At 66.5% G+C, this 22,572-nt stretch carries 24 protein-coding genes and 3 tRNA genes; 13 read left to right on the top strand and 14 right to left on the bottom strand.

Features of this window, described 5'->3' with window-relative positions; all coding sequences use genetic code 11:
- Window positions 1-56 precede the first annotated feature (56 nt).
- On the top strand, window positions 57-257 hold the full coding sequence (locus WT60_RS34350) for a LysR family transcriptional regulator (protein WP_186448570.1): 201 nt from the start codon (window positions 57-59) through the stop codon (window positions 255-257).
- On the opposite strand, the gene WT60_RS06100 is transcribed toward WT60_RS34350, so the two are convergent.
- Together WT60_RS06100 and WT60_RS35085 are read right to left on the bottom strand one after the other, a co-directional pair.
- Window positions 254-799, bottom strand: coding sequence for a hypothetical protein (locus WT60_RS06100; RefSeq protein ID WP_236860863.1), 546 nt, complete (start codon window positions 797-799; stop codon window positions 254-256). The two genes, WT60_RS34350 and WT60_RS06100, sit on opposite strands and share 4 nt — an antisense overlap.
- A 22-nt stretch (window positions 800-821) precedes the next feature.
- Window positions 822-1,085 carry a hypothetical protein gene (locus tag WT60_RS35085; protein WP_236860862.1) on the bottom strand — a complete coding sequence of 88 codons (264 nt, stop codon included), beginning with the start codon at window positions 1,083-1,085 and terminating at the stop codon, window positions 822-824.
- 4 nt (window positions 1,086-1,089) lie between these two features.
- Between WT60_RS35085 and WT60_RS35080 the strand changes: the two genes are divergently transcribed.
- Window positions 1,090-1,383 carry a hypothetical protein gene (locus WT60_RS35080; RefSeq protein ID WP_231752086.1) on the top strand — a complete coding sequence of 98 codons (294 nt, stop codon included), beginning with the start codon at window positions 1,090-1,092 and terminating at the stop codon, window positions 1,381-1,383.
- 497 nt (window positions 1,384-1,880) lie between these two features.
- Window positions 1,881-2,132, top strand: a complete 252-nt coding sequence (locus tag WT60_RS06080; protein ID WP_025990481.1) for a GlsB/YeaQ/YmgE family stress response membrane protein — start codon at window positions 1,881-1,883, stop codon at window positions 2,130-2,132.
- 252 nt (window positions 2,133-2,384) lie between these two features.
- Here the strand turns inward: WT60_RS06080 and WT60_RS06075 are convergent, their stop codons facing one another.
- The 4 genes from WT60_RS06075 to WT60_RS06060 all read right to left on the bottom strand — a co-directional run bounded on the left by WT60_RS06075 (window position 2,385) and on the right by WT60_RS06060 (window position 7,021).
- Complete coding sequence (locus WT60_RS06075) at window positions 2,385-2,900, bottom strand: TlpA disulfide reductase family protein (protein WP_060356858.1); 516 nt, start codon at window positions 2,898-2,900, stop codon at window positions 2,385-2,387.
- Window positions 2,897-4,168 (bottom strand): sialidase family protein, encoded by a 1,272-nt coding sequence (locus WT60_RS06070; protein WP_060356857.1) that lies wholly within the window; start codon window positions 4,166-4,168, stop codon window positions 2,897-2,899. Before WT60_RS06070 ends, WT60_RS06075 begins: the two co-directional genes overlap by 4 nt.
- Window positions 4,156-6,489: a TonB-dependent receptor gene (locus WT60_RS06065; protein ID WP_060356856.1), complete on the bottom strand. Its 2,334-nt coding sequence runs from the start codon at window positions 6,487-6,489 to the stop codon at window positions 4,156-4,158. Before WT60_RS06065 ends, WT60_RS06070 begins: the two co-directional genes overlap by 13 nt.
- 148 nt (window positions 6,490-6,637) lie before the next feature.
- Complete coding sequence (locus tag WT60_RS06060) at window positions 6,638-7,021, bottom strand: DUF2946 domain-containing protein (protein WP_060356855.1); 384 nt, start codon at window positions 7,019-7,021, stop codon at window positions 6,638-6,640.
- Between the two features lie 206 nt (window positions 7,022-7,227).
- Here WT60_RS06060 and WT60_RS34340 point away from each other — a divergent pair, with 206 nt between their 5' ends.
- The gene (locus WT60_RS34340; RefSeq protein ID WP_038750945.1) at window positions 7,228-7,374 is read left to right on the top strand and encodes a hypothetical protein; all 147 of its coding nucleotides are present in this window, start codon (window positions 7,228-7,230) and stop codon (window positions 7,372-7,374) included.
- A gap of 245 nt (window positions 7,375-7,619) precedes the next feature.
- On the top strand, window positions 7,620-8,213 hold the full coding sequence (locus WT60_RS06055) for a chorismate mutase (RefSeq protein WP_038750947.1): 594 nt from the start codon (window positions 7,620-7,622) through the stop codon (window positions 8,211-8,213).
- Here WT60_RS06055 and WT60_RS06050 read toward each other — a convergent pair.
- Both WT60_RS06050 and WT60_RS06045 read right to left on the bottom strand, forming a co-directional pair.
- Window positions 8,210-9,349, bottom strand: a complete 1,140-nt coding sequence (locus WT60_RS06050) for an exonuclease domain-containing protein (RefSeq protein WP_059671196.1) — start codon at window positions 9,347-9,349, stop codon at window positions 8,210-8,212. The two genes, WT60_RS06055 and WT60_RS06050, sit on opposite strands and share 4 nt — an antisense overlap.
- 144 nt (window positions 9,350-9,493) lie before the next feature.
- A complete protein-coding gene (locus WT60_RS06045) occupies window positions 9,494-9,697 on the bottom strand; it encodes a cold-shock protein (RefSeq protein WP_004522324.1) in 204 nt (67 codons plus the stop codon).
- A 402-nt stretch (window positions 9,698-10,099) separates the two neighbouring features.
- On the opposite strand from WT60_RS06045, the gene WT60_RS06040 reads away from it, so the two are divergent.
- Window positions 10,100-10,369, top strand: a complete 270-nt coding sequence (locus WT60_RS06040; RefSeq protein ID WP_038750952.1) for a hypothetical protein — start codon at window positions 10,100-10,102, stop codon at window positions 10,367-10,369.
- A gap of 517 nt (window positions 10,370-10,886) precedes the next feature.
- Window positions 10,887-12,026, top strand: a complete 1,140-nt coding sequence (locus WT60_RS06035) for a porin (RefSeq protein ID WP_038750954.1) — start codon at window positions 10,887-10,889, stop codon at window positions 12,024-12,026.
- A 186-nt stretch (window positions 12,027-12,212) separates the two neighbouring features.
- Here the strand turns inward: WT60_RS06035 and greB are convergent, their stop codons facing one another.
- Entirely contained in the window at window positions 12,213-12,776 is a 564-nt protein-coding gene (gene greB, locus WT60_RS06030; protein ID WP_038750955.1) for a transcription elongation factor GreB, read from the bottom strand.
- Window positions 12,777-12,891: 115 nt separating this feature from the next.
- Between greB and WT60_RS06025 the strand changes: the two genes are divergently transcribed.
- A tRNA-Arg gene (locus WT60_RS06025) sits at window positions 12,892-12,968 on the top strand.
- 60 nt (window positions 12,969-13,028) lie between these two features.
- A tRNA-Arg gene (locus WT60_RS06020) sits at window positions 13,029-13,105 on the top strand.
- Window positions 13,106-13,312: 207 nt separating this feature from the next.
- On the opposite strand, the gene WT60_RS06015 is transcribed toward WT60_RS06020, so the two are convergent.
- The 4 genes from WT60_RS06015 to WT60_RS06000 all read right to left on the bottom strand — a co-directional run bounded on the left by WT60_RS06015 (window position 13,313) and on the right by WT60_RS06000 (window position 17,625).
- Window positions 13,313-15,682 carry a bifunctional (p)ppGpp synthetase/guanosine-3',5'-bis(diphosphate) 3'-pyrophosphohydrolase gene (locus tag WT60_RS06015; protein ID WP_038750956.1) on the bottom strand — a complete coding sequence of 790 codons (2,370 nt, stop codon included), beginning with the start codon at window positions 15,680-15,682 and terminating at the stop codon, window positions 13,313-13,315.
- Window positions 15,683-15,747: 65 nt separating this feature from the next.
- The gene (rpoZ, locus tag WT60_RS06010; RefSeq protein ID WP_006025620.1) at window positions 15,748-15,951 is read right to left on the bottom strand and encodes a DNA-directed RNA polymerase subunit omega; all 204 of its coding nucleotides are present in this window, start codon (window positions 15,949-15,951) and stop codon (window positions 15,748-15,750) included.
- Window positions 15,952-16,011: 60 nt separating this feature from the next.
- The gene (gmk, locus tag WT60_RS06005) at window positions 16,012-16,695 is read right to left on the bottom strand and encodes a guanylate kinase (RefSeq protein ID WP_038750958.1); all 684 of its coding nucleotides are present in this window, start codon (window positions 16,693-16,695) and stop codon (window positions 16,012-16,014) included.
- A gap of 6 nt (window positions 16,696-16,701) precedes the next feature.
- A complete protein-coding gene (locus WT60_RS06000) occupies window positions 16,702-17,625 on the bottom strand; it encodes a YicC/YloC family endoribonuclease (RefSeq protein WP_060356854.1) in 924 nt (307 codons plus the stop codon).
- Between the two features lie 171 nt (window positions 17,626-17,796).
- Here WT60_RS06000 and rph point away from each other — a divergent pair, with 171 nt between their 5' ends.
- The 4 genes from rph to WT60_RS05980 all read left to right on the top strand — a co-directional run bounded on the left by rph (window position 17,797) and on the right by WT60_RS05980 (window position 20,586).
- Window positions 17,797-18,528 carry a ribonuclease PH gene (rph, locus tag WT60_RS05995; protein WP_038750960.1) on the top strand — a complete coding sequence of 244 codons (732 nt, stop codon included), beginning with the start codon at window positions 17,797-17,799 and terminating at the stop codon, window positions 18,526-18,528.
- A 1-nt stretch (window position 18,529) separates the two neighbouring features.
- On the top strand, window positions 18,530-19,156 hold the full coding sequence (gene rdgB, locus WT60_RS05990; protein ID WP_038750962.1) for an RdgB/HAM1 family non-canonical purine NTP pyrophosphatase: 627 nt from the start codon (window positions 18,530-18,532) through the stop codon (window positions 19,154-19,156).
- Entirely contained in the window at window positions 19,153-20,370 is a 1,218-nt protein-coding gene (gene hemW / locus WT60_RS05985; RefSeq protein WP_038750963.1) for a radical SAM family heme chaperone HemW, read from the top strand. The genes rdgB and hemW overlap by 4 nt, the downstream gene beginning before the upstream one ends.
- Before the next feature lie 128 nt (window positions 20,371-20,498).
- Window positions 20,499-20,586 (top strand) — tRNA-Ser (locus WT60_RS05980).
- 410 nt (window positions 20,587-20,996) lie between these two features.
- On the opposite strand, the gene bcsG is transcribed toward WT60_RS05980, so the two are convergent.
- Window positions 20,997-22,547: a cellulose biosynthesis protein BcsG gene (gene bcsG, locus WT60_RS05970; protein ID WP_060356853.1), complete on the bottom strand. Its 1,551-nt coding sequence runs from the start codon at window positions 22,545-22,547 to the stop codon at window positions 20,997-20,999.
- Window positions 22,548-22,572: the final 25 nt, after the last annotated feature.

Here is a 22,572-nt window from a genome sequence, read left to right as displayed (position 1 = left end):
GAACTCGTTGCGAAATACGCCGTCCCGTTTCCGCGTCAATCAGATTGAGCCGGCCCGTGCGCCCCGATCCGCAAGACACGTCGAAGCTCCCGTCGCTGTCGGCGTTGCGCACGTTCGACGTGTCCGCGCGCGGCTACAGCCTCACCGAAGCCGCGCATCATCCGCACGTCACGGTGGGCGCCGCGAGCCGCCAGATCAAGATGCTCGAGGACGAGCTCGGCGTGAAGCCGTTCGACCGCGAGGCGAGCAGCCTCTAACGGGTGACGATCCGGTTTTTCTTCAAGTCCTGCGTGCATGCGCCTCCTCGTGATCCAACCCGCCAGTGCCGCGCCATCGCGGCGCCGTGGCGAACGCCTTCGCGCAGTGCGTCCGGCAGACGCTTGCGCAACGACGGCGCGCGGAGAATCGCCTCGGTGATGCCGGCCGGCGTCGCCGCGCGGCTCAGGCAAGTCTGCGTCTCGCTCACGCTCAGCACCCGGCCGCACGCTGCGCCCAATCGAGAACGCCGCGCCAGTCGCCGAGCCCGCACGCGGCCGCGCATTCGAACACATCGTCGACGCACACCGCGATACCCGGCCGCATCGCAATACGCGAGCGCAATAGGCAGACACGGGCCAAGGGCCGTGAGTGCGTCGAATGGCGCTTCGCCGCCCAGCTCGACGACTCGCGTTCCGATGCGCTCGAACAACGCCTTCGCGTGCGCGCTCGCGTCGCCGTAGCACGCGCCGATCGAGCGGCCGGCGGCGATCGTGTCAGGAGAACTGATCATCGCCCGCGCGGGTCGACACTCATCGCGCACTTGGCGCGCGCGGATGCGGATCTCACGCGGGCGGCGGCACCCGAGCTCGCCGAGAAACGCGCGCCGCCCGCCCTCTTTCGCCCAGCCATTCAGGAGCGTGACGATAAGTTCCCCGAACGAAGCGTGGAATGGCCGCCGCGCCGCCGCCGTTGCCCGCGGCGTTGGCCAGCGCGCCGCCGCCGTTGCCCGCGGCGTTGGCCAGGTCCACCCGATCCACGTCGAGCGCGCGCAGCGAACGCTTATAAGACGTCGACGGCAACGCATATTTCGACTTCACGAGCGGCATCGCCGTGCTCGACACCGGGCATCGGCATCCGCGAGTCGCGGCCGCCGTGCAGGCGCGGCTCGCGCACGTCCGCAACCAGTTGCCGGCCGCAGATGCACTCGATGCGTCGTTGCCGTGGACGCCTATCACCGAGCGCGACAACCGGCTCGCGCAAGCGGGCGCGACGGTCGCGATCGCATGGCGGTTCACGCGCATGATGTTGCCGGCCATCGTCGACGAAACCGCTCATCCGCATCTGACGGCATTCTCCGCGTCCGCGGAGGACACGCCGCTCTTCGCCGCCTTTCCGCTCGCTTGAGACCGGCTGAAACCGACTGAATCCGACGCGCCGGCCGAGGCGTCGCGCAACGAAGCGTATCGCGTCGGCGTTGCGGCGCCGAACCCGTTTCAACCGAACGAAACGCGCACGCGTGCGTTCTGCCGCCGTGAACGGTGGCGCACCGCACGGTGCGCCGGTTCGTCGCCGCCTACCGTGGAAACTTTCGCATCGCGAACGACTCGGCATTCGCTGCGGCGCCGCATGCGCGACGTTCGCCGCCGCGGCCGAATCACCGCAAAAGAATCGCGCGCGGATTTTTCTTACGCTTTTATTTCAATGCGCGTACCGGCGCCCGTCCGACAAAAAATATTTGGTCAATTCGGACGAGATGCGTAACATTACTTAACGATCCTGACCCGTCTATTGAAGTAAATTGCGGGGGGCGACGCTCCGGGATCGGCGTGCGATCCGCGTCACGTCACAGGCAGCGCCCGACGTCGGTTCATTCGTGGGAATTAACAAAGGAGAGAACCACCATGGCTCATGGCTTGATTATGTGGCTCATCATCGGCGCAATCGCGGGCTGGCTCGCCGGCCTGCTCGTGAAGGGCGGCGGCTTCGGGCTGCTCGTGGACATCATCGTCGGCATCGTCGGTGCCGTCATCGGCGGCTGGCTCGCCGGCATTCTCGGCATTCACATCGGCGGCGGCTTCATCAGTTCGATCATCGTCGCCGTCATCGGCGCCGTCATTCTGCTGTTCGTGATCCGGCTATTCAAACGAGCCTGACGCCTGCTTCGCCCGGCACGCCGCGCGGCCGCCGGGCGCTTGCGCCGCATTTCCCGTCTCGCGGCCACCCGCCGCTTCTTCGCATTCCCGATCGTCCAATCCCCTCGTTTCGCGCGAAAGGCATTCGCTCGCCATCGCACCGCACATGCACGCTCGAACACGACACGCGGCGCGATGTTGCGCGATGCGCGCCGCCGGCAAAGCGGACGCAGCGCCCGCTTGCCGGCGACGGCATGCGCCGCGCGCCGATCGTCAGGGCTCCCGACGTTGCAGCCACGCATCGAGCACGGCCGGCGCGAGCAGACCGCTCTTCGCGCGGCGCATGCCGTCCGCGTCGATCCACAGCGTACGCGGCAGCTCCCCGCGCCAGCCCGAATCGAGCGCCACGCGCAACCTTTCCGGCATCGGCTCGGCGTTCGCATATTGCATGACGTTCGGGGGCAGCTTCATCTGCGCGAACGCGCCAGCGAGCTGCGGCGCGTGCTCGTCGAGCGAATCGAGCGCGACGAGCGCGATCCGCACCTGCGGATGGCGCCGCTGCCATTCGACGAGATGCGCGGCGTTCTCGCGGCAGTAGCCACAGTCGAGCGACCAGACTTCGACGACGAGCGGCGCGCCGCGCCCGCTCGCATAGAGCGACGCGACATCCGCCGCGCGCAGCGGCTGCGGCGATTGCGGCGATTGCGGCGATTGCGGCGGTTGCAATTCGCCCGCGATGCTCGACGCCGCGATCGCGAGCGCAGCGAGCATGAGCATCCTGCGCTTCATCGTTGCCCCTCCACGTCGATCAGCCGGTAGCCGTCGTCGCGCGTGCGCCATGACAGATAGACGCGCCCGCGATCAGTCAGCAATTGCGGATTGTCGCTCGCGCCGGACGTCTGCGCGATCGTGCGCGGCGCGCTCCAGTGCGCGCCGCCGTCGTCGGAGCGACGCAACTTGATGCGCATCGTGTCGCCGTCGAACGCCTTCCATGCGAGCCAAATCGCGTCGCGCGGCGCGACGATCGCCGCATGCGACGCCTGCTCGTTCGGTGTCGCCGGATCGTCGCCGAACGCGAACGGCGTGCCGAGCGGCGCGCCGCCCGCATCGAGCCGCGAATAGAACACATCGGCCCTGCCGTCGACGACGCCGAACCACGCGAGATGCCGCACGCCATCGTTCGTGATCGCGAGCGCCGGTCCGTGATCCGGACACGCTTCGACATGCCAGTTCGAGAACGTCGCGCGCACGGGCTCGACCGCGCGATCCGCCGACACCGGCAGCACCGCGATCGCGTGGTCACGAATCTGGCCGGGAAACACGTTGCGCCACGCGGCCTGCACGCGCCCGTCGGGATCGGTCGCCATCGCGATCCGGCAGCATTCGCACGTGTGGTCCGTTACCTTGCGCTCCGGCGCGAAGGTCGCGCCGCCGTCGGCCGACACCGCGTAGTAGATCGCCGCACCGTCATACGCTCTCCCTGAGCGCTGCGCGGCGAGAAGGTCGCGCTTGTCGATCCACGCGACGAAGACGCGGCCTTGCGGATCGACCGTCAGCATGTCGAAGCGATGCGTGATCGCCTGCCGGTCGCGATGCACGGTGACGGGCACGGACCACGTCGCGCCGCCGTCGAGCGAGCGCGAGAAGCGCACCATTCCGGTGTACGGCGCATCGAGCGGCATCGACCACGTGACGTAGACCGCACGCCCGTCCGGGCTCGCGGCAAGCTTCGGCCGGTTCTCGGCGCTCGTGTAGACCGGCTCGGGCAGCGCATTGACCGTCGCGGGCGCGGACAGCGTGCGCCCCGCGTCGTCCGAATGCGCGACGACGACGTGCTGTCCCTCGACCCACGCGACCCACAGCCGATGACGCGCATCGAACGCGGCGCCCGTCGCGAGCGGCGCTTTCTGCGCGGCGCCGGCGGTTGCCGAGTCCATTGCCATGTGAGCGGCATGCGGCGCGGACGCCACCGCAGCCGGCCGCGCGTCGTGCGCGAGCGCACCGCAGGCGAGCGCGAGCAGCGCGACGCCTGCCGGCCCATGCTTCAAAGCGACCATTTCAACTCTCCATAGAAGGTGCGGCCCGGATACGGGTGGAACACGTAGTAGCGGCGATCGGTCACGTTGTCGATGCCGAACGACGCAAGCCAGTGGCGATCGAAACGGTAGCGCGCCTTGAGATCGACGACCGTATACGAGCTGGTGCCGCCGTACACGTTCGGGTTCACGTCGCTGTTGTCGAGCGTGCTGAATTGGCGCCCCGAATAGCGCACGCCGACGCTCGTCATCCAGTGCTCGTCGAAGCGGTACGACGCGAGCAGGTTCGCGCGCATGCGCGGAACTCTCGGCCAGCGCGCGCCGACGTAGCTCGGATTCGCCGCGTCGGCGAGCGTCTGCGCGTTCGTCGCGGAGACGTTCGCGTCGACGTCGAGCCCCTTGATCCCGACGTCCTGCCCCGAGAACGCGAGTTCGACGCCGCGCACGCGCACGCGCCCGACGTTCGAGATGTTCGTGTACGTCGAAGCGCCTGCGACCGTCGTCTGGCTGTAGATCGAATTGCGCAGGTCGCTCTGGAACACGCTCGCGCGCACGACGCCGAAGCCGACGTCGCGCTCGGCCGTGAAATCCCAGTCGATCGCCTTTTCCGGCTGCAGGTTCGGGTTGTTGTTGACGATCGCGTTGTTCGAGATCGTTCCTTGAAACAGCTCGGCGACGGTCGGAAAGCGCGTGCCCGTCGCGAACGACAGCCGCAAGCGCCACGCGTCCGCGGGCTGCCATTCGAGCGCGAGCTTCGGCGACAGCGCGGTCGCGCCGCGATCCGCATAACCGAGCGTCGCGCCCGCATTGCCGAGCTCGCCGCCGTACGCGTCCCAGCGCTCGTAGCGCAGGCCGAGCGTCGCGAGCCAGCCGGGCGCGAAACGCCACGCGTCCTGCGCGTACAGCGCCTGCGTGCGCGTGTTGCCGCGATAGCTGTTCGCGAGCGTCGTCGGCGCCGCGTTCCGCCAGTCGGCCGTGTTGTAGGTCGCGTTGCGCAGGAAATAGGTGTCGAAGTGATAGCCGAACGAGAAGCGATGCCCGCGCACGTCGGGCGATTCCGCGCGCAGATCGACGGTGCGCCAGCCCGTGCCCTCGCCATGGAACACCGTGCCGGGCCCGCCGTCCCACGCGCCGGGCGGTGCGCTCGACGCGCTGCGCAACACGTCGCGCGACACGTCGTATGCGGAAGCGCTCGCCGACAGCTTCCAGCCGGACGCAAGCCGCGCGTCGAGCCCGAGCCCGTACAGCCAATTCTCCTGGTCGCCGTTCTGCGGCGCGAATGCGGTCGGCGACACCGTGTAGCTGCGCCCGCCGAACGACACGTTGCCGCCGTACACCGGGTTGCCCGCCGCATCGCGCAGGAACGTGTCGCCGTGCTGGCGGTAGTGGTTCTCCCAATGCCCGAGCGTGACCGTCGCGTCGACGTGGTCGGTGAACGCGTAGCCGAAGCGCAGCGTCTCGTTGAGCTGCTCGGTGCGCTCGATCGTCTGCGCGCCGACGATCGTCCGCGGCCGGCCGTTCGGGCCGACGTCTGAGGCCGCGCCCGTCACCGGCACCGGCGCGCCGAGCTTCGGATCGTACGCGGCGTTCGGGCTCGCGTACTGCATCGGCTGACTGTCGTTCTCGAGCCGGTCGAGCGACAGCGCATACCAGAAACGTCCGATCCGGTCGGCGAGCCGCGCGGTCTGGTGATTGCCGCCGAAGCTGTCGGCGAAGCCGTAGCCGTCACGGTAACGCTGCGTGAAGAACTGCGTCGACACCGACGCCTCGAGCCGCTCCGGCTTGCGCGTCGTGATCTGCACGGTCGAGCCGATCGCGTTGCCCGGATAGAGCGCGGAAAACGGGCCGTACAGCACGTCGACGCGCGCGATGTCGTCGGGCTGGATCAGCGACCAGCGCGGCGGATACGAATAGCTCGAACCGAGCAGATTGGACAGCAGAAGGCCGTCGGCATAGACGAGCCCGCGCGCGCTCTGCAGCTCGTTGAAATCGCGGCCGGCGAACACGGAGTTGCGATCGCCGATGTAGCGGCGGCGCACCATCAGATTCGGCGCGTACTTGAGCGCGTCTTCGGTCGTCACGTTGACGTGCGAATCGATCTGATCGCGCGTGAGCGACTCGACGACGCCGGGCGTGTCGGGCGCGAATGCGGGGCGCTGCGCGGTCACGGTGACGACATTCAAGGTTTTCCCGGATGCCGTCGTCGCGGCGGCGGCGTCGGACGTTGAATCGGCAGGGGCGGCGCCCGTCGGCGCCGCATGAGCGGCCGGCCAGGCGAGCGCCGCGGCGCAGGCGGCCGCGAGCCGCCTGCGCGCGGCGAGCGCGGCAAGAGCATGAGACATGGAGAAGCAAATCCTGAAAACGTGGTCGGCGGATCGCCGCGCATGCGAACGCACGCCGCGCCCGTCTTCGCAGAAGAACGGACGTGACGCCCGACGTCGCGCGCGCGACGGCGCTCACGCGTGGCGACGCGCGAGCGGGCTGCTGAGATCAGACCGGAACGGTTTCAGGCGGGGCGCGCGGCTGCGCGATGCGCACGCCGCGGCGGAAGAAGACGGCGGGCCGCTCGACGCGGCTCGCATACGCGAACGCACGAACGAAGCGCGGCAACGCGGGCGCGCTCGAACCGAGCGCGACGTTCGCGGCGAAGCCGGGACAGTAGACGCAATGAGCGACGTGCGCGAGCGCGCCGTCGTCCTTGCGCGTCTCGCCCGCGCCGACGATGCGCTTCGCGCCCGCTGCGCTGCACAACTCGAGCGCGAACGGCGCGTCGGCCGCATTCGAGGCGGCGCGCGCGTAGCCGATGACGGGCGACAGTACGTTGAGTACCAGCGCCAGCCAGACGAGGCTCATCCATCGCGTCGAACGTTTCATCGCAGCTCGGGAAAAAGAGGCGCGCAGTATAACAAGTCAGTTTGCGGCTGCGCTTCGAACGATGCGCATCCGTTCGGAAACGCGCATTGCCGCAAATCAACGCAAATGCATGTACCGTTTAAGCAACAGAGACAAAATCTAACGATTGAACACTGGCACAAAGCAAAGCTGGCGTTCGATAATTCCCTTACCCAAGGAGAGAGAACATGGACGAAAGGCCAACCCGCATTCCGCCTCCCGAGAAGGTGATGAGCCCGGACCCCGAGCCCGTGGCCGTCGAGTTTCTCGCCGAGCTGCCCGAACATGTGCGCGCGTTTTTCGACGAGCAGCACAAGCTGTGCACGCCGAAGTAACCGTGCACGGCCCGACGGCGCATCCGTGCCGGTGAATCGTCGCGTGCTCGCGAACGCTTCCTTGCGCACCGCCGCCTTCTCGTCTCGGCAACCCATACCGAACCCGGGCCGCAACGGCCAGCCGGGTCGAGGCTGCTGCGTCCGCTGATCCCTCGCTTGCGCCGCGTCGCTGCGCAACGTCTTCGCTTATTCTTCTGTTTTTTCCACCACTCGGCTCCCGCAAGCCGGCATTGTCGTTTTTCGCCATGAAACCATCTCTTTGTGCAAGCCTGGCTGCCGCCGCGCTCGGCCTCGCCGTGCTGACCGCGCCTCGCGTCGCCGCCGCCGACGGCGACGACACCGCGCTCACGAACCTCGTCGCGCTCGCGTCGCAGCGCCTCGCGCTCGCCGAGCCCGTCGCTCAATGGAAGTGGATCAACAAGAAGCCGATTTCGGACCCGCCGCGCGAAGCGGCGCTGCTGGCCGACGTCGAAAAGCGCGCGACGGCGAGCGGCGTCGATCCCGCTTACGCCCGCACTTTTTTCGACGACCAGATCACCGCGAGCAAGCAGGTGCAGAACGCGCTCTTCGCGACGTGGCGCGCGACGCATGGCCCCGAAGGCCCCGCGCCCGATCTCGCGACGAGCACGCGGCCGCAGCTCGACCGGCTGACTCAGTCGCTGATCGCTGCGCTCGCGCGCGTCGCGCCACTGCGGGACGCGCAGGATTGCCCGTCGCGTCTCGCACGCAGCATCGCGAACTGGAAAACGCTGACGCGCTACGATTCGGGCCAGAAGGACGCGCTCGGCACCGCGCTGTCTCACGTCTGCACGGCGGGCGGCGCAAGCGCCGTCGGCTAGGCGGCAGCGGACGCGGCGCCCGCGAGCGGGATCGGTTGCAGCCCGCGCGCAAGATGCGTTCGCAGAATGCGGCGCACCGCGGGCGCCGCCTCCGCGTCGCGTCCGCCCGCCTCGCGCGCTTCGGCCGCGAGCGCCGCGGCCTGCTCGATCGACGCCACGGCGCCGACGTAGCGCCAACCGTCAACCACATGAAAGACGCTCGACTCGCCGCGCTCCTCGAACGCGACCGGCCCGTCGAACGGCCAGCCCGCGTCGCCCGCGGCGCTTCGGTCCGGCCGCCGGTTGAACGAAGGCGCGAGCGACGCAATCCAGTCCGCCTCGGCCAGCAGCGCGCCGAGCTCGCCGCCCGTCTCGCGCCACTCGACCCGCCTAACCAGCTGCGCAAGCCGCATTTCCTTCGACGAGCGCCGCTCCCCCGTCAACAGCGCGCGCAGCCTCTGCCGGACCCGAACGCTGCGGCCGACGTAGAGCGGCACATCGTCGTCGCCGAAGAGCGCATACACGCCGCAGCCGGCGGGCGCGCGCTCCAGATGCGCCTCCGTCAACGTGCCCGCGAGCCGGAAACGGCGCGTCGTGCGCGCGATTTGCTCGCGCAACTGATCGGCCGGAATCGCGTCGTGCAATGTTTGCCAGAACTGCCAGATGAGATCCGCGTCGGCGAGCGCCCGGTGGCGCGCCGAAGGCGTGAGCGCGTGCCGCTCGATCAGCGCGTCGAGCCCGTGACGCGACTCGCGCGGGAAAAGCGCGCGCGACAACCGCACCGTGCAAAGCACGTCGGGATTAAACGCGAAGCCCGCGCGCTCGAATTCCGCGCGCAGGAACCCGCGGTCGAAGCTGGCGTTGTGTGCAATGAAGAGCTTGCCGTCGAGCCGCTCGAACAATGCGGATGCGATGTCGGCGAACGTGGGCGCGCCGCGCACCATGGCGTCGGTGATGCCCGTGAGTTGCTGGATGAACGCTGGAATCGGCTGCCGCGGATCGACGAGCGTCGTCCAGGTCGACACGTGATTCGCATGCACGGCGACGACGCCGATTTCGGTGATGCGATGCTCGACGGCCGAACCGCCGGTGGTTTCGAGATCGACGAACGCGAGCGGCGTGTCGATCGCAGGGTGGAGCAGCGGCGAGACGGACATGGATGGCGGACGAACGGCACTTCGTGTGTTGTCGGACGGACGCGGGGGCGGCCCCGGCGCTAGCAGTCCCTATTCTACTCGCCCAAGAAATCAAAACCCCCGCCTAGGCGGGGGTTTGCACGGCCCTCGGCGCGTTTCAGGCGTTCAAAGCGCCTGAATATTCGCGGCCTGCTTGCCCTTCGGGCCGGTTTTCACTTCGAACGACACACGCTGATTCTCCTTAAGGGTCTTGAAGCCCTCCATCCTGATTTCGGAGAAATGGGCAAACAAATCTTCGCCGCCATTGTCCGACGTAATAAAGCCGAAGCCCTTAGCATCGTTAAACCATTTCACGATACCGGTATCCATATTCCTAGTTCCCCACTAAATAAAAATAAAACACGGGCTACGCCCTTATACCGTCACACAAAGCTCCGACGCTTCCTCTACCCCCTTCTTTCGACGTGCGGGAAGCACTGCAAGCTTGGTGGTGCTTTTATAAATGGGAGAATCCAATTCAGTCAAGAAAATTTTTGATGACCGCTTATACGATTTGATAAGAATACAACTGGAATCGGTACACTAGGAGCGAGAAATTAATTAACCGCAACAACACCTGTCATTATTACCGGGGTAGCTGACTATTAAAATCCGCAAAAGAAAAATCTACCGCGATCGAGCGAATTGACGAGGCTTAGTATTTGTCCGGGTTGCGGTGCGCAAGAACCTTTGCAATGCTGAGCGTCGCCCCGTAGGGCGCGGGAGACTGTCATGCTGAACGGCATCAAACGCTTCGCACACCGGCTCGGCATTGCGCGCCGCAACAATTCGACGGGCCGCGCGCCGGCGGCGCCCACGATGTTCGCGAGCGAATTCGATGCGACGTGGCATGGCGATCATTGGCAGAACCTGCTTGCATCGCCGCTCGATGCGCGTCACTACGTGATGGAAGACTGGGCGCAGCCCGTCCTGCCCGCGCAGGAAGAGCCGACCGACGCGTCGCCTCCACCCAGGCGCCGCAGGCGCTGGTATGAACAATAGGAGTGGGCAAAAAAAAGCGCGACCGGAGAGTCGCGCTGACAAAGGTTTGGAGATCTTTTCCGTCAACGAAAAAGTCTGCTTTGGTAAGCAGAAACCTCAGTATAACGAGTTGACTCCCTTTCATTAATCGTACTCCCCACAAACCTCTATTGCCGAAGTGTCAATAATCGCGCGCATGCGGGATGCACCTCGGCCGGCTCTCCACCGATTGTCGCTGTCGCGCAACGCCGCCGAAGGTTCGGGAGCGGAAAAATATTTGCCCAATCCAGCCCAAAGCCTTGCCCCGCAAGGGTTTCCGCCGCCACGCCAATTATTGCTGAAAAGCAAATACATTATTTCTTAATCCGGATTCATCGGCTTTCGGCAACGCTCTTTTACACTGCGGATAGCTTGTGATGACGGGCGGCGGTATGCGCCCGAGACATGCCCCGGCTCGGTTTCTCGCAGCAGCCGCCGGGAACATCGAAGAACAGGTCAGATATCGTTATCCACCCTGTTTCGGACGGAGATAAACCCAATGAAAAAGACCCTCATCGTTGCCGCTCTCTCTGGCGTCTTCGCGACGGCCGCCCATGCGCAAAGCAGCGTGACGCTGTACGGCCTGATCGACGCCGGCATCACCTACACGAATAACCAAGGCGGCCACAGCGCGTGGTCGCAATCCACCGGCTCGGTCAACGGCAGCCGCTGGGGCCTGCGCGGTGCCGAAGATCTCGGCGGCGGCCTCAAAGCGATTTTCGTGTTGGAAAACGGCTTCGGCATCAATAACGGCACGCTGAAGCAGAACGGTCGCGAGTTCGGCCGCCAGGCGTTCGTCGGCCTGTCGCACGAGCAATACGGCACGCTGACGCTCGGCCGTCAATACGACAGCGTCGTCGACTACCTCGGGCCGCTGTCGCTGACGGGCACGCAATTCGGCGGCACGCAGTTCGCGCACCCGTTCGACAACGACAACCTGAACAATTCGTTCCGGATCAACAACGCCGTCAAGTACACGAGCGTGAACTGGGCCGGCCTGAAGTTCGGCGCGTTGTACGGCTTCTCGAACAGCAACGAGTTCACGAACAACCGCGCCTATAGCGCGGGCGTGTCGTACAGCTACGCGGGCTTCAACGTCGGCGCCGGCTACCTGCAACTGAACAACGACTTCGGCCCGACGGTGTCGAACGCATCGGGCGCGGTCGCACTCGACAACACGTTCGTCGGCAAGCGCCAGCGTGTGTTCGGCGGCGGCTTGAACTACACGTACGGTCCTGCGACGGCTGGCTTCGTGTTCACGCAATCGCGCGTCAATCGCGCGACGGCGATCGGCGCGAGCGCATCGGGCCTCTCGAGCGGCATCGCGCTCGACGGCACGTTCATGCGCTTCAACAACTATGAAGTGAACGCGCGCTACGCGTTCACGCCGGCCTGGACGGTCTCGGGCTCGTACACGTACACCGCGGGCTTCATCGAGAACCATCACCCGGGCTGGAACCAGTTCAACCTGCAGACGGCCTACGCGTTGTCGAAGCGCACGGACGTGTACCTGCAAGGCGTGTATCAGAAGGTCAACAGCGACGGCACGGGCCTCGGCGCATACATCAACGGCATCGGCGGCATGTCGTCGAGCGAAAAGCAGGTCGCCGTCACGGCCGGCCTGCGTCACCGCTTCTAACCGGTCCTTCGGGCCCGATCAAAAGCGCCCCTTTCGGGGCGTTTTTTTTATGATCGATCGGATGGGCACGGAGCTGCTTCGCCCGAGTGCGCGCGATGTCGGCGGCATGTCTGCGCGGCTCGCGAGCCGCGGATGCATTGCTCGCGGCCGGCGTGCGAGAGGAGCAACGCGCTCTCCCCTCATGACTCACGCCGCGCCCGGTGCCGGGTAGCGAACGTCGAGCACGTCGATCGGCTCGGGCCCCACGGGCGTCACCAGCGTGACCGTGTCGCCGACACGCGCCTTCAGCAGCGCACGCGCGACGGGCGAGATCCAGCTCACGTGCCCGCGATCCAGATCGACCTCGTCGACGCCGACGATCGTCACCGTATGCTCGGCGCCGTCCTGCGTCGCGTAATCGACGGTCGCGCCGAAGAACACCTGATCCGCGTTCTCCTGGCGGCTCGCGTCGACGACTTCGGCAAGATCGAGACGCTTCGTCAGAAAGCGGATGCGGCGGTCGATTTCGCGCAGACGCCGCTTGCCATAGATGTAGTCGCCGTTCTCCGAGCGATCGCCGTTCGATGCCGCCCACGACACGAGCTTCACCACCTCGGGGCGCGCTTCGTCGATCAGATGCAGCAACTCGTCGCGCAGGCGCTTGTGGCCCGCCGGCGTGATGTAGTTCTTCGCGCCGGGCGGAATCGCGGCCTGCGCGTGGTCGAGGTCGTCGTCGTCTCCGTCCGACTCCTTCACAAACGCCTTGTTCATGATGCAATTTAAGCGACTATCGGATGCTGTAAGGTTACACGAACAGCCTTATCTGATAAATCGTGGAGAAAGGCTTCCCTTTTTAAATTTGTTTGCTATAATCCCACTTCTGCGTGCGGCTGTAGCTCAGTTGGATAGAGTACTTGGCTACGAACCAAGGGGTCGTGGGTTCGAATCCTGCCAGCCGCGCCATTTTTTCAAGGGCCTTCTCGCGAGAAGGCCCTCTCAGTTCAAAGTTGTACCGCTTTGCGTGCGGCTGTAGCTCAGTTGGATAGAGTACTTGGCTACGAACCAAGGGGTCGTGGGTTCGAATCCTGCCAGCCGCGCCATTTTTGAAGGGCCTTCCTCCGGGAAGGCCCTTTGTTTTTGCGCGCGGATGGATGCGCCCCGCCGCTCCGCACGGCCGGCACTGAAAGCCCGCGCCCACCGCCCTTTCCTGCGCCTCTCGTCGCCGCGCCGCGCTCCAGACGAAAACGGCGGCCCGAAGGCCGCCGATGCCGCGCTTGCCTGCGCCCGCGCCGGGCGCCATCCGCACGCTAGTAATCCTGCCGCTCGCGATCGATCCGCATCCCGCCGTCGTGGCGCGCATGCACGACGTCGTCGTTCGAGCGCTCGCGCATGATCCGCATCACGTCCGGATTCGTGCGAACGCGGCGCATCACGTTCGCGAGATGCACGCGATCGCTCACCTGGATCACGAAGCGCAACACCGTCGATTCGTGCGTCAGATCCTCGTCCATCGCGATATGGACGATGTTCGCGTCGGCCGACGTGATGTCCGCCGCGACGCGCGCGAAAATGCCCTTCGTGTTCTTCACGAGCGCCTTCACCGCGACGTCGAACAGGCGGCCCGGCTGCGGCGCCCATGCGACGTCGATCCAGCGGCCCGGATCGCGCCGGTGAATGCGCTGCGCGACGCGGCAGGCCGTCGTATGAATCGCCATCCCGAGCCCGATGCCGATGTAGCCCATGATGTCGTCGCCCGGAATCGGCCGGCAGCACGCGGACAGCTGCACCGACATCCCCTCCGTGCCGGTGATCACGACGGGCGGCGCGTGGTTGGCCGCGTGACGCTCGGCGCGCGGCAGATCGTCGTCCGCATCGCGCCCGCTCATCAGCACTTCGATTCGCTTCGCCATCACGGCGGCCACTCGGCGGCCGAGACCGATGTCCGCGAAGATCTCCTGACGGCTCTTGTTGCCCGTCCACTGCACGAGCTTTTCCCACACCTCGGGCGCGACGTCGGCGAGCGCGAGCCCGTAGCCCTTCAGGCTCTGGTCGACGAGGCGCTCGCCGAGTTGCACCGACTCGTTCAGGCGCATCGTCTTCAGATAATGCCGGATCGCCGAGCGCGCCTTGCCGGTGCGCACGAAGCCGAGCCACGCAGGGTTCGGCTTCGAGTACGGCGCGGTGATCACCTCGACGATGTCGCCGCTTTTGAGCTCGGTGCGCAGCGGCAGCAGTTCGTTGTTGATCTTCACGGCGACGCACTGGTTGCCGAGATCGCTGTGGATCGAGTATGCGAAGTCGAGCGCGGTCGCGCCGCGCGGCAGCGCCATGATCTTCGACTTCGGCGTGAACACGTAGACCGCGTCCGGGAACAGGTCGATCTTCACGTGCTCGAGAAATTCGCTCGAATCGCCCGCCTCGCTCTGGATGTCGAGAAGCGACTTGAGCCATTGATGCGCGCGCTTTTGCACGTCGTTCAGATCCGCGCCGCCGTTCTTGTACAGCCAGTGCGCGGCCACGCCCGCCTCCGCGATCTCATGCATCTTGCGCGTGCGCACCTGGAACTCGATCGGCGCGCCGAACGGGCCAACGAGCGTCGTGTGCAGCGACTGATAGCCGTTGACCTTCGGAATCGCGATGTAATCCTTGAACTTGCCCGGCACCGGCTTGTAGAGCGCGTGCAGCACGCCGATGCACGTGTAGCAGTCGAGCGGATGCTCGACGACGATCCGGAAGCCGTACACGTCGAGCACCTGCGAGAACGACAGCTGCTTGTCGCGCATCTTCTTGTAGATGCTGAAGATCGTCTTTTCGCGGCCGGTGATCTCGGCGTCGATCTTCGCGTCCGCCATCGCGCGCTGCACCGACTCGAGGATCTTGCTGATCACTTCGCGGCGATTGCCGCGCGCGGCCTTCACCGCCTTTTCGAGCGTCGCGTAGCGATGCGGATTGAAGTTCGCGAAGCTCATGTCCTGCAGCTCGCGATACGTGTTGTTCAGGCCGAGGCGGTGCGCGATCGGCGCGTAGATGTCGAGCGTCTCGCGCGCGACGCGGCGGCGCTTTTCCATCGGCACCGCGCCGAGCGTGCGCATGTTGTGCAGGCGGTCGGCAAGCTTCACGAGGATCACGCGCACGTCGCGCGCCATCGCGAGCAGCATCTTGCGGAAGTTTTCCGCCTGCGCTTCCTCGCGGCTCCTGAACTCCATCTTGTCGAGCTTCGACAGCCCGTCGACCAGCTCCGCGACCTTGGGGCCGAAGCGCTCGGCGAGCTCGCTCTTCGTCACGCCCTGGTCTTCCATCACGTCGTGCAAGAGCGCCGCCATGATCGCCTGGGCGTCGAGCTTCCAGCCGGCGCAGATTTCCGCGACGGCGACGGGATGGGTGATGTAGGGTTCGCCGCTCTGGCGATACTGGCCGAGGTGGGCTTCGTCGCTGAAGTGGAACGCCGCCTTGACCTCTTTGATTTCCTCAGGGCTGAGGTAATCGGCAAGCGCGGCCGTCAGCTTCGCGATGGAAACGACGCCGTGCTTGCGCGGCTGCTCCGGCGTCGCGGTCGGCCCGAACAGATGGCGAAACGACTGTTCGAGGACCGCGTCGATATATTGACGCGCGGGGGACGGTGCGGTGGCCTCGGCGTGCCCGGCCCCCGAGGAGGCGGACGATGGTGTGGTGCTCATTTTCGCCTCCTGGGTTCGCTCGTCGGTTGCGCGTGGACTACATGGCTGAAGAAACCGAGTGTGCCTTAAACGGGCACTTTCTTCAGCATTTCGACACCGACCTGGCCGGCCGCGATCTCGCGCAGCGCGACGACCGTCGGCTTGTCGCGGCTTTCGATCTTCGGCGTATGGCCTTGCGCGAGCTGCCGCGCGCGATAAGTGGCGGCGAGTGCCAGTTCGAAGCGGTTCGGAATCTGCTTCAGGCAGTCTTCAACGGTTATGCGAGCCATGTTGGGTCGTTCCTTCTGAATATGTTCCTTATTCTACCTTATGTGCCTCGTTCGCCGCCGTCACTCCGCGTGCGGCAGATGAATGCCGAGCTCGACGAAAAGTTCGGTGTGCCGCGCATATTGCGACGTGAAGCGCAGGCGCGTCGCGGCGACGATGCACTCGAGCTCGGCAAGCGCGTGCTCGAAGGTTTCGTTGATGACGACGTACTCCGCTTCCGCGGCGTGCGCGATCTCACTGCCCGCCGCGAGCAGGCGCCGCGTGATCACGTTCGGCTCGTCCTGCCCGCGCTTTTTCAGGCGCTCCTCGAGCGCGGCGAGCGACGGCGGCAGAATGAAGATGCCGACCGCGTTGCGGAACTGTTTCTTCACCTGCTGCGCGCCCTGCCAGTCGATTTCGAGCAGCACGTCGTGGCCGTTCTTCATCTGCTCTTCAATCCAGACGCGGGACGTGCCGTAGTAGTTGCCGTGCACTTCGGCGCTCTCGAGAAACTCGTGGCGCGCGTGACGCTCGCGGAAATCCTCGACCGTCGTGAAGTGGTAATGCTGGCCGTCCTGCTCGCCGGGGCGCGCCTTGCGCGTCGTGTACGAAATCGACAGGCAAATCTCCGAATCCTTCGACAAGAGCGCGTTGACGAGTGTCGACTTGCCCGCGCCCGACGGCGCGACGACCATGAAGAGATTGCCGGGATAGACGCCGACGTGCAGTGAATGCGCTGCCGCGCCGTCGCGGTTCGAATCGGTCATGTTGCGTTACTCCAGGTTTTGCACTTGCTCGCGCATCTGCTCGATCAGCAGCTTGAGCGCCATCGACGCATCGGCGAGCTCCTTCGCCGCCGCCTTCGAGCCAAGCGTGTTCGCCTCGCGGTTCAGCTCCTGCATCATGAAATCGAGACGCTTGCCGACGCGGCCGCCCTTCTCGATCACGTGGCGCGTCTCGTTCAGATGCGCGGTGAGGCGCGACAGCTCCTCGGCGATGTCGATGCGGATGCCGTACATCGTCACTTCCTGACGAATGCGCTCGGCCGCCTCCTCGCGCGAAGCGATGGGCGCGCTGCCTACCGGCGCCGCGATGCCGAGCGCCTCCTGCAGCCGCTCGATGATCTTCTGCTGGTGCTTCGCGATCAGCTCCGGCACGAGCGGCGCGATGCGCGCGACGATCGCCTCCATCTCCGCGACGTTCGCGAGCAGCATCGCCGCGAGCTGCGCGCCCTCGCGCGAGCGCACGACGACGAGCTCGCCGATCGCTTCCTTGCCGCATGCGAGCACCGCCTCGCGCAGCGCCTCGGCGGACACGCCGCTCTCGGCAAGCACGCCGGGCCAGCGCAGGATCTCGCCCGAGCGCAGGCGGCCGACGCCCGGAAACGCGTCGAGCACCGCGCGCTCGAGCTCGGCGAGCTGGCTGAGCGCCGCGTGGTTCAGCGCGCCCGCGTTCACGTTCTGGTCGCCGCGCTGCAAATTGATGCGCACGTCGACCTTGCCGCGCGACAGCTTGTTCATCAGCATCTCGCGCAGCGCCGGCTCGCACGCGCGCACATCGTCCGGCATCCGGAAATTGAGGTCGAGGAACCGCGAATTCACGGTCCGCAGTTCGACCGATACGCTCGTGCCGCCGTTGCCGGAGGCCGTCGTGAGATCGCGCGTCGCGCTCGCGTAGCCCGTCATGCTGTAGATCATCGTTCGTCCCGTCGTTTGATGGCCCAGCGGGCCAGGAGGATTCGAGACGCCCGGCGCTTGCGAGGCGCGGGGCGCGAAACAGCCATTATCCCATTTTTGCGGGCCGGACCCGCCGGGCCGACGCGCCGTGCGCGCGGTAAAATTCAGCTTTCTCCTCTGCACATTGCCCCGATGACGAATTCCTCCCCACGCCCGAGCGGCCGCCGCGCCGACCAACTGCGCGACGTGCGCATCACGCGCCACTACACGAAGCACGCGGAAGGCTCGGTGCTCGTCGAGTTCGGCGATACGAAAGTGATCTGCACGGCGAGCGTCGCCGAGCGGGTGCCCGAATTCCTGCGCGATCGCGGCCAGGGCTGGCTCACGGCCGAATACGGCATGCTGCCGCGCGCGACGCACACGCGCAGCGACCGCGAAGCCGCGCGCGGCAAGCAGACGGGCCGCACGCAGGAAATTCAGCGCCTGATCGGCCGCGCGCTGCGCGCGGTGTTCGATCTGAACGCACTCGGCCCGCGCACGCTGCACCTCGACTGCGACGTGATCCAGGCCGACGGCGGCACGCGCACGGCAAGCATCACGGGCGCGTTCGTCGCCGCGCACGACGCGGTGACGAAGCTCGTCGCGGCGGGCAAGATCGCGCGCTCGCCGATCACCGACTACGTCGCCGCGATCTCGGTCGGCGTGTTCGGCGGCGAGCCCGTGCTCGATCTCGATTACGACGAAGATTCCGCGTGCGACACCGACATGAACGTGGTGATGACGGGCGCGGGCGGCTTCGTCGAGGTGCAGGGCACCGCGGAAGGCGCGCCGTTCTCGCGCGCCGAGATGAACGCGCTCCTCGACCTCGCGCAAGCCGGCATCGGCGAGCTCGTGCGCCTGCAACGCGCCGCGCTGGAGGCCTGAGATGTCGCACGCATCGAACGACGCCGCGCTCTCGCGCATCGTCCTCGCGTCGAACAACCCCGGCAAGCTGCGCGAGTTCGCCGCCCTCTTCTCGACGGCCGGCATCGCTGTCGTGCCGCAGGGTGAGCTCGGCGTATCGGAAGCCGACGAGCCGCACGTGACGTTCGTCGAGAACGCGCTCGCGAAGGCGCGCCATGCGTCGCGCGCGACGGGCCTGCCCGCCGTCGCCGACGATTCCGGCCTGTGCGTGCCCGCGCTGCTCGGCGCGCCGGGCGTCTACTCGGCGCGCTACGCGCAGCGCGCCGGCCGCGAGAGGAGCGACGCGGCGAACAACGCGTATCTCGTCGAGCAACTGCGCGACGTCGCCGACCGGCGTGCGTACTACTGCTGCGTGCTCGCGCTCGTGCGCCACGCGGACGATCCGGAGCCGATCGTTGCCGAAGGCCGCTGGGCGGGCGAGATCGTCGATGCGCCGCGCGGCGCGCACGGCTTCGGCTACGATCCGCACTTCTTCGTGCCGGCGCTCGGCGCGACGGCGGCCGAGCTCGAGCCGGCCGCGAAGAACGCGGTCAGTCATCGCGCGCTCGCGCTGAAAGCGCTCGTCGCGCGGCTCGGAGAGATTCGATGAGCGACGCCGCCGCCAACGGCGCGCGCGTCGTCGCGACGTTCGCCGCGCCCGGCAAGATCCGGCTCGCGTCGCTGCCGCCGCTCGCGCTGTACGTGCATTTCCCGTGGTGCGTGCGCAAGTGCCCGTATTGCGACTTCAATTCACACGAATGGAAGGACGGCGGCGCGCTGCCCGAGCGCGACTATCTCGACGCGCTGCGCGCCGATCTCGAGCACGCGCTGCCGCTCGTCTGGGGACGCCAGGTGCATACGGTGTTCATCGGCGGCGGCACGCCGAGCCTGCTGTCGGCGGCGGGCCTCGACCGGCTGCTTTCCGACGTGCGCGCGCTGCTGCCGCTCGACGCGGACGCCGAAATCACGCTCGAAGCGAACCCCGGCACGTTCGAGGCGGCGAAGTTCGCGCAATTCCGCGCGAGCGGCGTGAATCGCCTGTCGATCGGCATCCAGAGCTTCGACGAGGCGCACCTGAAGGCGCTCGGCCGAATCCACGACGCCGCGCAGGCGCGCGCCGCGGTCGAGATCGCCGCGCGCACGTTCGACAATTTCAATCTCGACCTGATGTTCGCGTTGCCGAGCCAGACGCTCGACGAATGCCGCGCCGATCTCGAAACCGCGCTGTCGTTCGCGCCGCCGCATCTGTCGCTCTATCACCTGACGCTCGAGCCGAACACGTATTTCGCGAAGTTCCCGCCCGCCGTGCCGGACGACGACATGTCGGCCGACATGCAGGACTGGCTGCACGAGCGCACCGCGCAGGCGGGCTACGCGCGCTATGAGGTGTCCGCTTACGCGAAGCCGCATCGGCAGTGCAAGCACAACCTCAACTACTGGCGCTTCGGCGACTATCTCGGCATCGGCGCGGGCGCGCACACGAAGCTGTCGTTTCCGAACCGAATCCTGCGTCAGGCGCGCTACAAGCATCCGGCGACATTCATCGAGCAGGCGAAAGCGGGCGCGGCGGTGCAGGAGGAACGCGAAGTCGGGCCGCGCGATCTGCCGTTCGAGTTCATGCTGAACGCGCTGCGGCTCGTCGAAGGCGTGCCCGTGCACAGCTTCGCCGAACGCACCGGCATGTCGCTCGCCGCGATCGAGCCCGCGCTCGCGCAAGCCGAGCGACGCGGCCTCATCGTCCGCGATCACGTGCGCATCGCGCCGACGCCGCTCGGCCAGCGCTTCCTCAACGATCTGCAGGCGCTTTTCCTGCGCGACGAATGACCGGCTGACGCTCGATCTGCACCCAGGCGACGCTCGGCCGAAGAACGAGCGGCCGATGCGCAAACGCGCGAATCGAACGCGGCGACGCCGACGATTCGCGCGCCATTTCGGTTACAATGCACGGCCTTGGAAGCGTGGCCGAGTGGTTTAAGGCACTGGTCTTGAAAACCAGCGACGGGCAACCGTCCGTGAGTTCGAATCTCACCGCTTCCGCCAGCACACGCCTCCCCCGCCTCTCAAGAAATGCCGCAAAGCCAAGCCGGACAAGGGTTTGCGGGCCAACCAAGCTGTCATTGGCTTCCAAGAAAAGTCGCAGATTTTCAAAATCCGCCGGATACTTTTTCGGGTGCCTTCGGGATCGGAACCTGCAACGACGGTGCCCGAGAGCCTCCCGCGTGACCTTCAATTCCGCTCGGCAAAGCCGCGCGAACGCATCTACCCTACCGCCCGCCGGTCAGCGCGTGACGCGGCCTCGAGCCCCATCAGCCGAGCCAAGAGCGGCCATTTGACGAGCGCATCCTCATAAATCCGTTGAGCCTGCTCGTCGACGTAGTGCCCCGCGTCGAATCCCGCAACGTACTGCGTAAGCCCCGTCAGGTCGTTGTCGGGCTTTCCGTTTCGCGTGCTCATCGCTCCCCCACCCATACGCCGTCGGGCGTTCGCACCACGTAGCCGTCCGCGGTCTTCACCGTCACCGTGCCCTCGTTCTCGCCGACCATCTCGGTCTGCGGAAGATCCGCCGCGTAGCGCGACAGCGTCGCGCCCGGCCTGAACGGCGCGCCGCTCACGACGTTCGACAGCAATTGCGCGAGCGCGAGAAAGCTCGTCGGCTCGTCGATCACCGTCGTCGCGCCGTGATTGCCCGGAAAACCCACGAGCCGCACGCCGACGGGATCGTGGATGATGCGCGGCGTCGGTATTTCGCGCAGCCCCGCGACCTGGTTGCGATCGCCGCGCAACGCCGCGCCGTGCTCGGGCACGACCACGATCGCGGCTCGCCTGCCCGACGACGCGATCAGGTCCGCGAAGCGATCGAAGTCGTCCATCAGCTTGCGCGCGCGCAGCGGGTACGAGTCGAGGCTCGTCAAGTGGCTGCCCGGCAGCTGGTTGCCGTCGTGCAGGCTGATCGTGTTGTAGTACAGCGCGACGGGGCCCGCGGTCGTGCCGCGCTTCGCGTACCAGCTCGCGAGCGTCGCGTAGTCGTCCTTGACCGGCGAGCCGTCGAACGCGTGCATCGCGACGGGCGCGTCCGCGTTCGACAACACCGGCGCGTTCGGCGCGCCGATGTTGTCGCGAACGACCTGCAGGAAGTTGTCGAAATGGCCGTCGTGATTGAGCAGCGTCTGCGGCGCGAAGCCGGCTTCGGCCAGTTGCGCGAACAGATAGCACGACGAGGACGCCGGCTTGTACAAGTCCGCATGCGCCTCCTGTCCGCACGTCGCGCGCAGCACGCGAATCGCGGCCGGCCCGCTGTAGCTCGCCGCCGTGCTGAAGTTCGTGAACAGATAGTCGAAGCGTCCGAGCAGCGGATGATTGCGCAGCTTCGCGACGTCGAGATCGTCCCACGACAGCGAGCACACGTGCAGCACGATCACGTCGAACTGCGTGGCCGGATCGATGCGCGGATGTCCGAACGTCACGACGCGCTGCGACTCGCGCGTGCGAAACGCGGCAAGCGCCGCGTTGTGATCGAGCGCACGCGCGGCGTCGCGAGCGTCGGCGGCAGACGAGCCGGCGCCCGCCCGCGCGCCGGCGACGATCGCCTCGCCCGCCTGCCACATCGGTATCACGATCAGCGCCGCCAGCACGAACGTCGCGACGCGCACCCAGCGGTTCACGATCCCATAGACGACGATCGCGGCGATCGTCGCCAACAGCAGTGCGGGCGGCACGTATCGCGACGCGAGTTCCATCCAGTAAGCGAGACTGAACAACTTGAGGCCGCCGAACGCTTCGACGATGCGGGCGGCTGGCGGCAAGCCGGCCTCGCGGTAGATCAGCGGCACGGCGAGCGCGAGCGCGATCACGTGACGCAGCGCCTGCAATCCGCGCCGACGAATCGGCGCGGTCAACGCGAGCGCAAGCGCCAGGCCGACGTTCGCGAGCCAGAGCGGCGTCAAGTGCCCGGTCGCAAACAGCACGATCTTCAGGATGAAATACAGATTCCAGATCGTCATAGCCGCGGCTCCGTGTGATTCGTCT

The sequence above is a fragment of the Burkholderia sp. MSMB617WGS genome (assembly GCF_001532025.2).
In the GTDB taxonomy this organism is placed as follows: domain Bacteria; phylum Pseudomonadota; class Gammaproteobacteria; order Burkholderiales; family Burkholderiaceae; genus Burkholderia; species Burkholderia savannae.
Note: the sequence above shows the minus strand (reverse complement) of the source record. Positions and strands in the feature narration are given on the sequence as shown.

Excerpts from the sequence above, each read along its gene's own strand:
- WT60_RS06040 (WP_038750952.1), top strand. The coding sequence starts at position 10,100 with ATGCTGAACGGCATCAAACGCTTCGCACACCGGCTCGGCATTGCGCGC.
- WT60_RS06075 (WP_060356858.1), bottom strand. The coding sequence starts at position 2,900 with ATGAAGCGCAGGATGCTCATGCTCGCTGCGCTCGCGATCGCGGCGTCG.
- hemW (WP_038750963.1), top strand. The coding sequence starts at position 19,153 with ATGAGCGACGCCGCCGCCAACGGCGCGCGCGTCGTCGCGACGTTCGCC.
- WT60_RS35085 (WP_236860862.1), bottom strand. The coding sequence starts at position 1,085 with ATGCCGCTCGTGAAGTCGAAATATGCGTTGCCGTCGACGTCTTATAAG.
- rpoZ (WP_006025620.1), bottom strand. The coding sequence starts at position 15,951 with ATGGCTCGCATAACCGTTGAAGACTGCCTGAAGCAGATTCCGAACCGC.
- WT60_RS06080 (WP_025990481.1), top strand. The coding sequence starts at position 1,881 with ATGGCTCATGGCTTGATTATGTGGCTCATCATCGGCGCAATCGCGGGC.
- WT60_RS06060 (WP_060356855.1), bottom strand. The coding sequence starts at position 7,021 with ATGAAACGTTCGACGCGATGGATGAGCCTCGTCTGGCTGGCGCTGGTA.
- WT60_RS06055 (WP_038750947.1), top strand. The coding sequence starts at position 7,620 with ATGAAACCATCTCTTTGTGCAAGCCTGGCTGCCGCCGCGCTCGGCCTC.
- gmk (WP_038750958.1), bottom strand. The coding sequence starts at position 16,695 with ATGACCGATTCGAACCGCGACGGCGCGGCAGCGCATTCACTGCACGTC.
- WT60_RS06070 (WP_060356857.1), bottom strand. The coding sequence starts at position 4,168 with ATGGTCGCTTTGAAGCATGGGCCGGCAGGCGTCGCGCTGCTCGCGCTC.
- WT60_RS06065 (WP_060356856.1), bottom strand. The coding sequence starts at position 6,489 with ATGTCTCATGCTCTTGCCGCGCTCGCCGCGCGCAGGCGGCTCGCGGCC.
- WT60_RS06035 (WP_038750954.1), top strand. The coding sequence starts at position 10,887 with ATGAAAAAGACCCTCATCGTTGCCGCTCTCTCTGGCGTCTTCGCGACG.
- rph (WP_038750960.1), top strand. The coding sequence starts at position 17,797 with ATGACGAATTCCTCCCCACGCCCGAGCGGCCGCCGCGCCGACCAACTG.
- WT60_RS34340 (WP_038750945.1), top strand. The coding sequence starts at position 7,228 with ATGGACGAAAGGCCAACCCGCATTCCGCCTCCCGAGAAGGTGATGAGC.
- greB (WP_038750955.1), bottom strand. The coding sequence starts at position 12,776 with ATGAACAAGGCGTTTGTGAAGGAGTCGGACGGAGACGACGACGACCTC.
- WT60_RS06050 (WP_059671196.1), bottom strand. The coding sequence starts at position 9,349 with ATGTCCGTCTCGCCGCTGCTCCACCCTGCGATCGACACGCCGCTCGCG.
- WT60_RS06015 (WP_038750956.1), bottom strand. The coding sequence starts at position 15,682 with ATGAGCACCACACCATCGTCCGCCTCCTCGGGGGCCGGGCACGCCGAG.
- rdgB (WP_038750962.1), top strand. The coding sequence starts at position 18,530 with ATGTCGCACGCATCGAACGACGCCGCGCTCTCGCGCATCGTCCTCGCG.
- WT60_RS06045 (WP_004522324.1), bottom strand. The coding sequence starts at position 9,697 with ATGGATACCGGTATCGTGAAATGGTTTAACGATGCTAAGGGCTTCGGC.
- WT60_RS06000 (WP_060356854.1), bottom strand. The coding sequence starts at position 17,625 with ATGATCTACAGCATGACGGGCTACGCGAGCGCGACGCGCGATCTCACG.
- bcsG (WP_060356853.1), bottom strand. The coding sequence starts at position 22,547 with ATGACGATCTGGAATCTGTATTTCATCCTGAAGATCGTGCTGTTTGCG.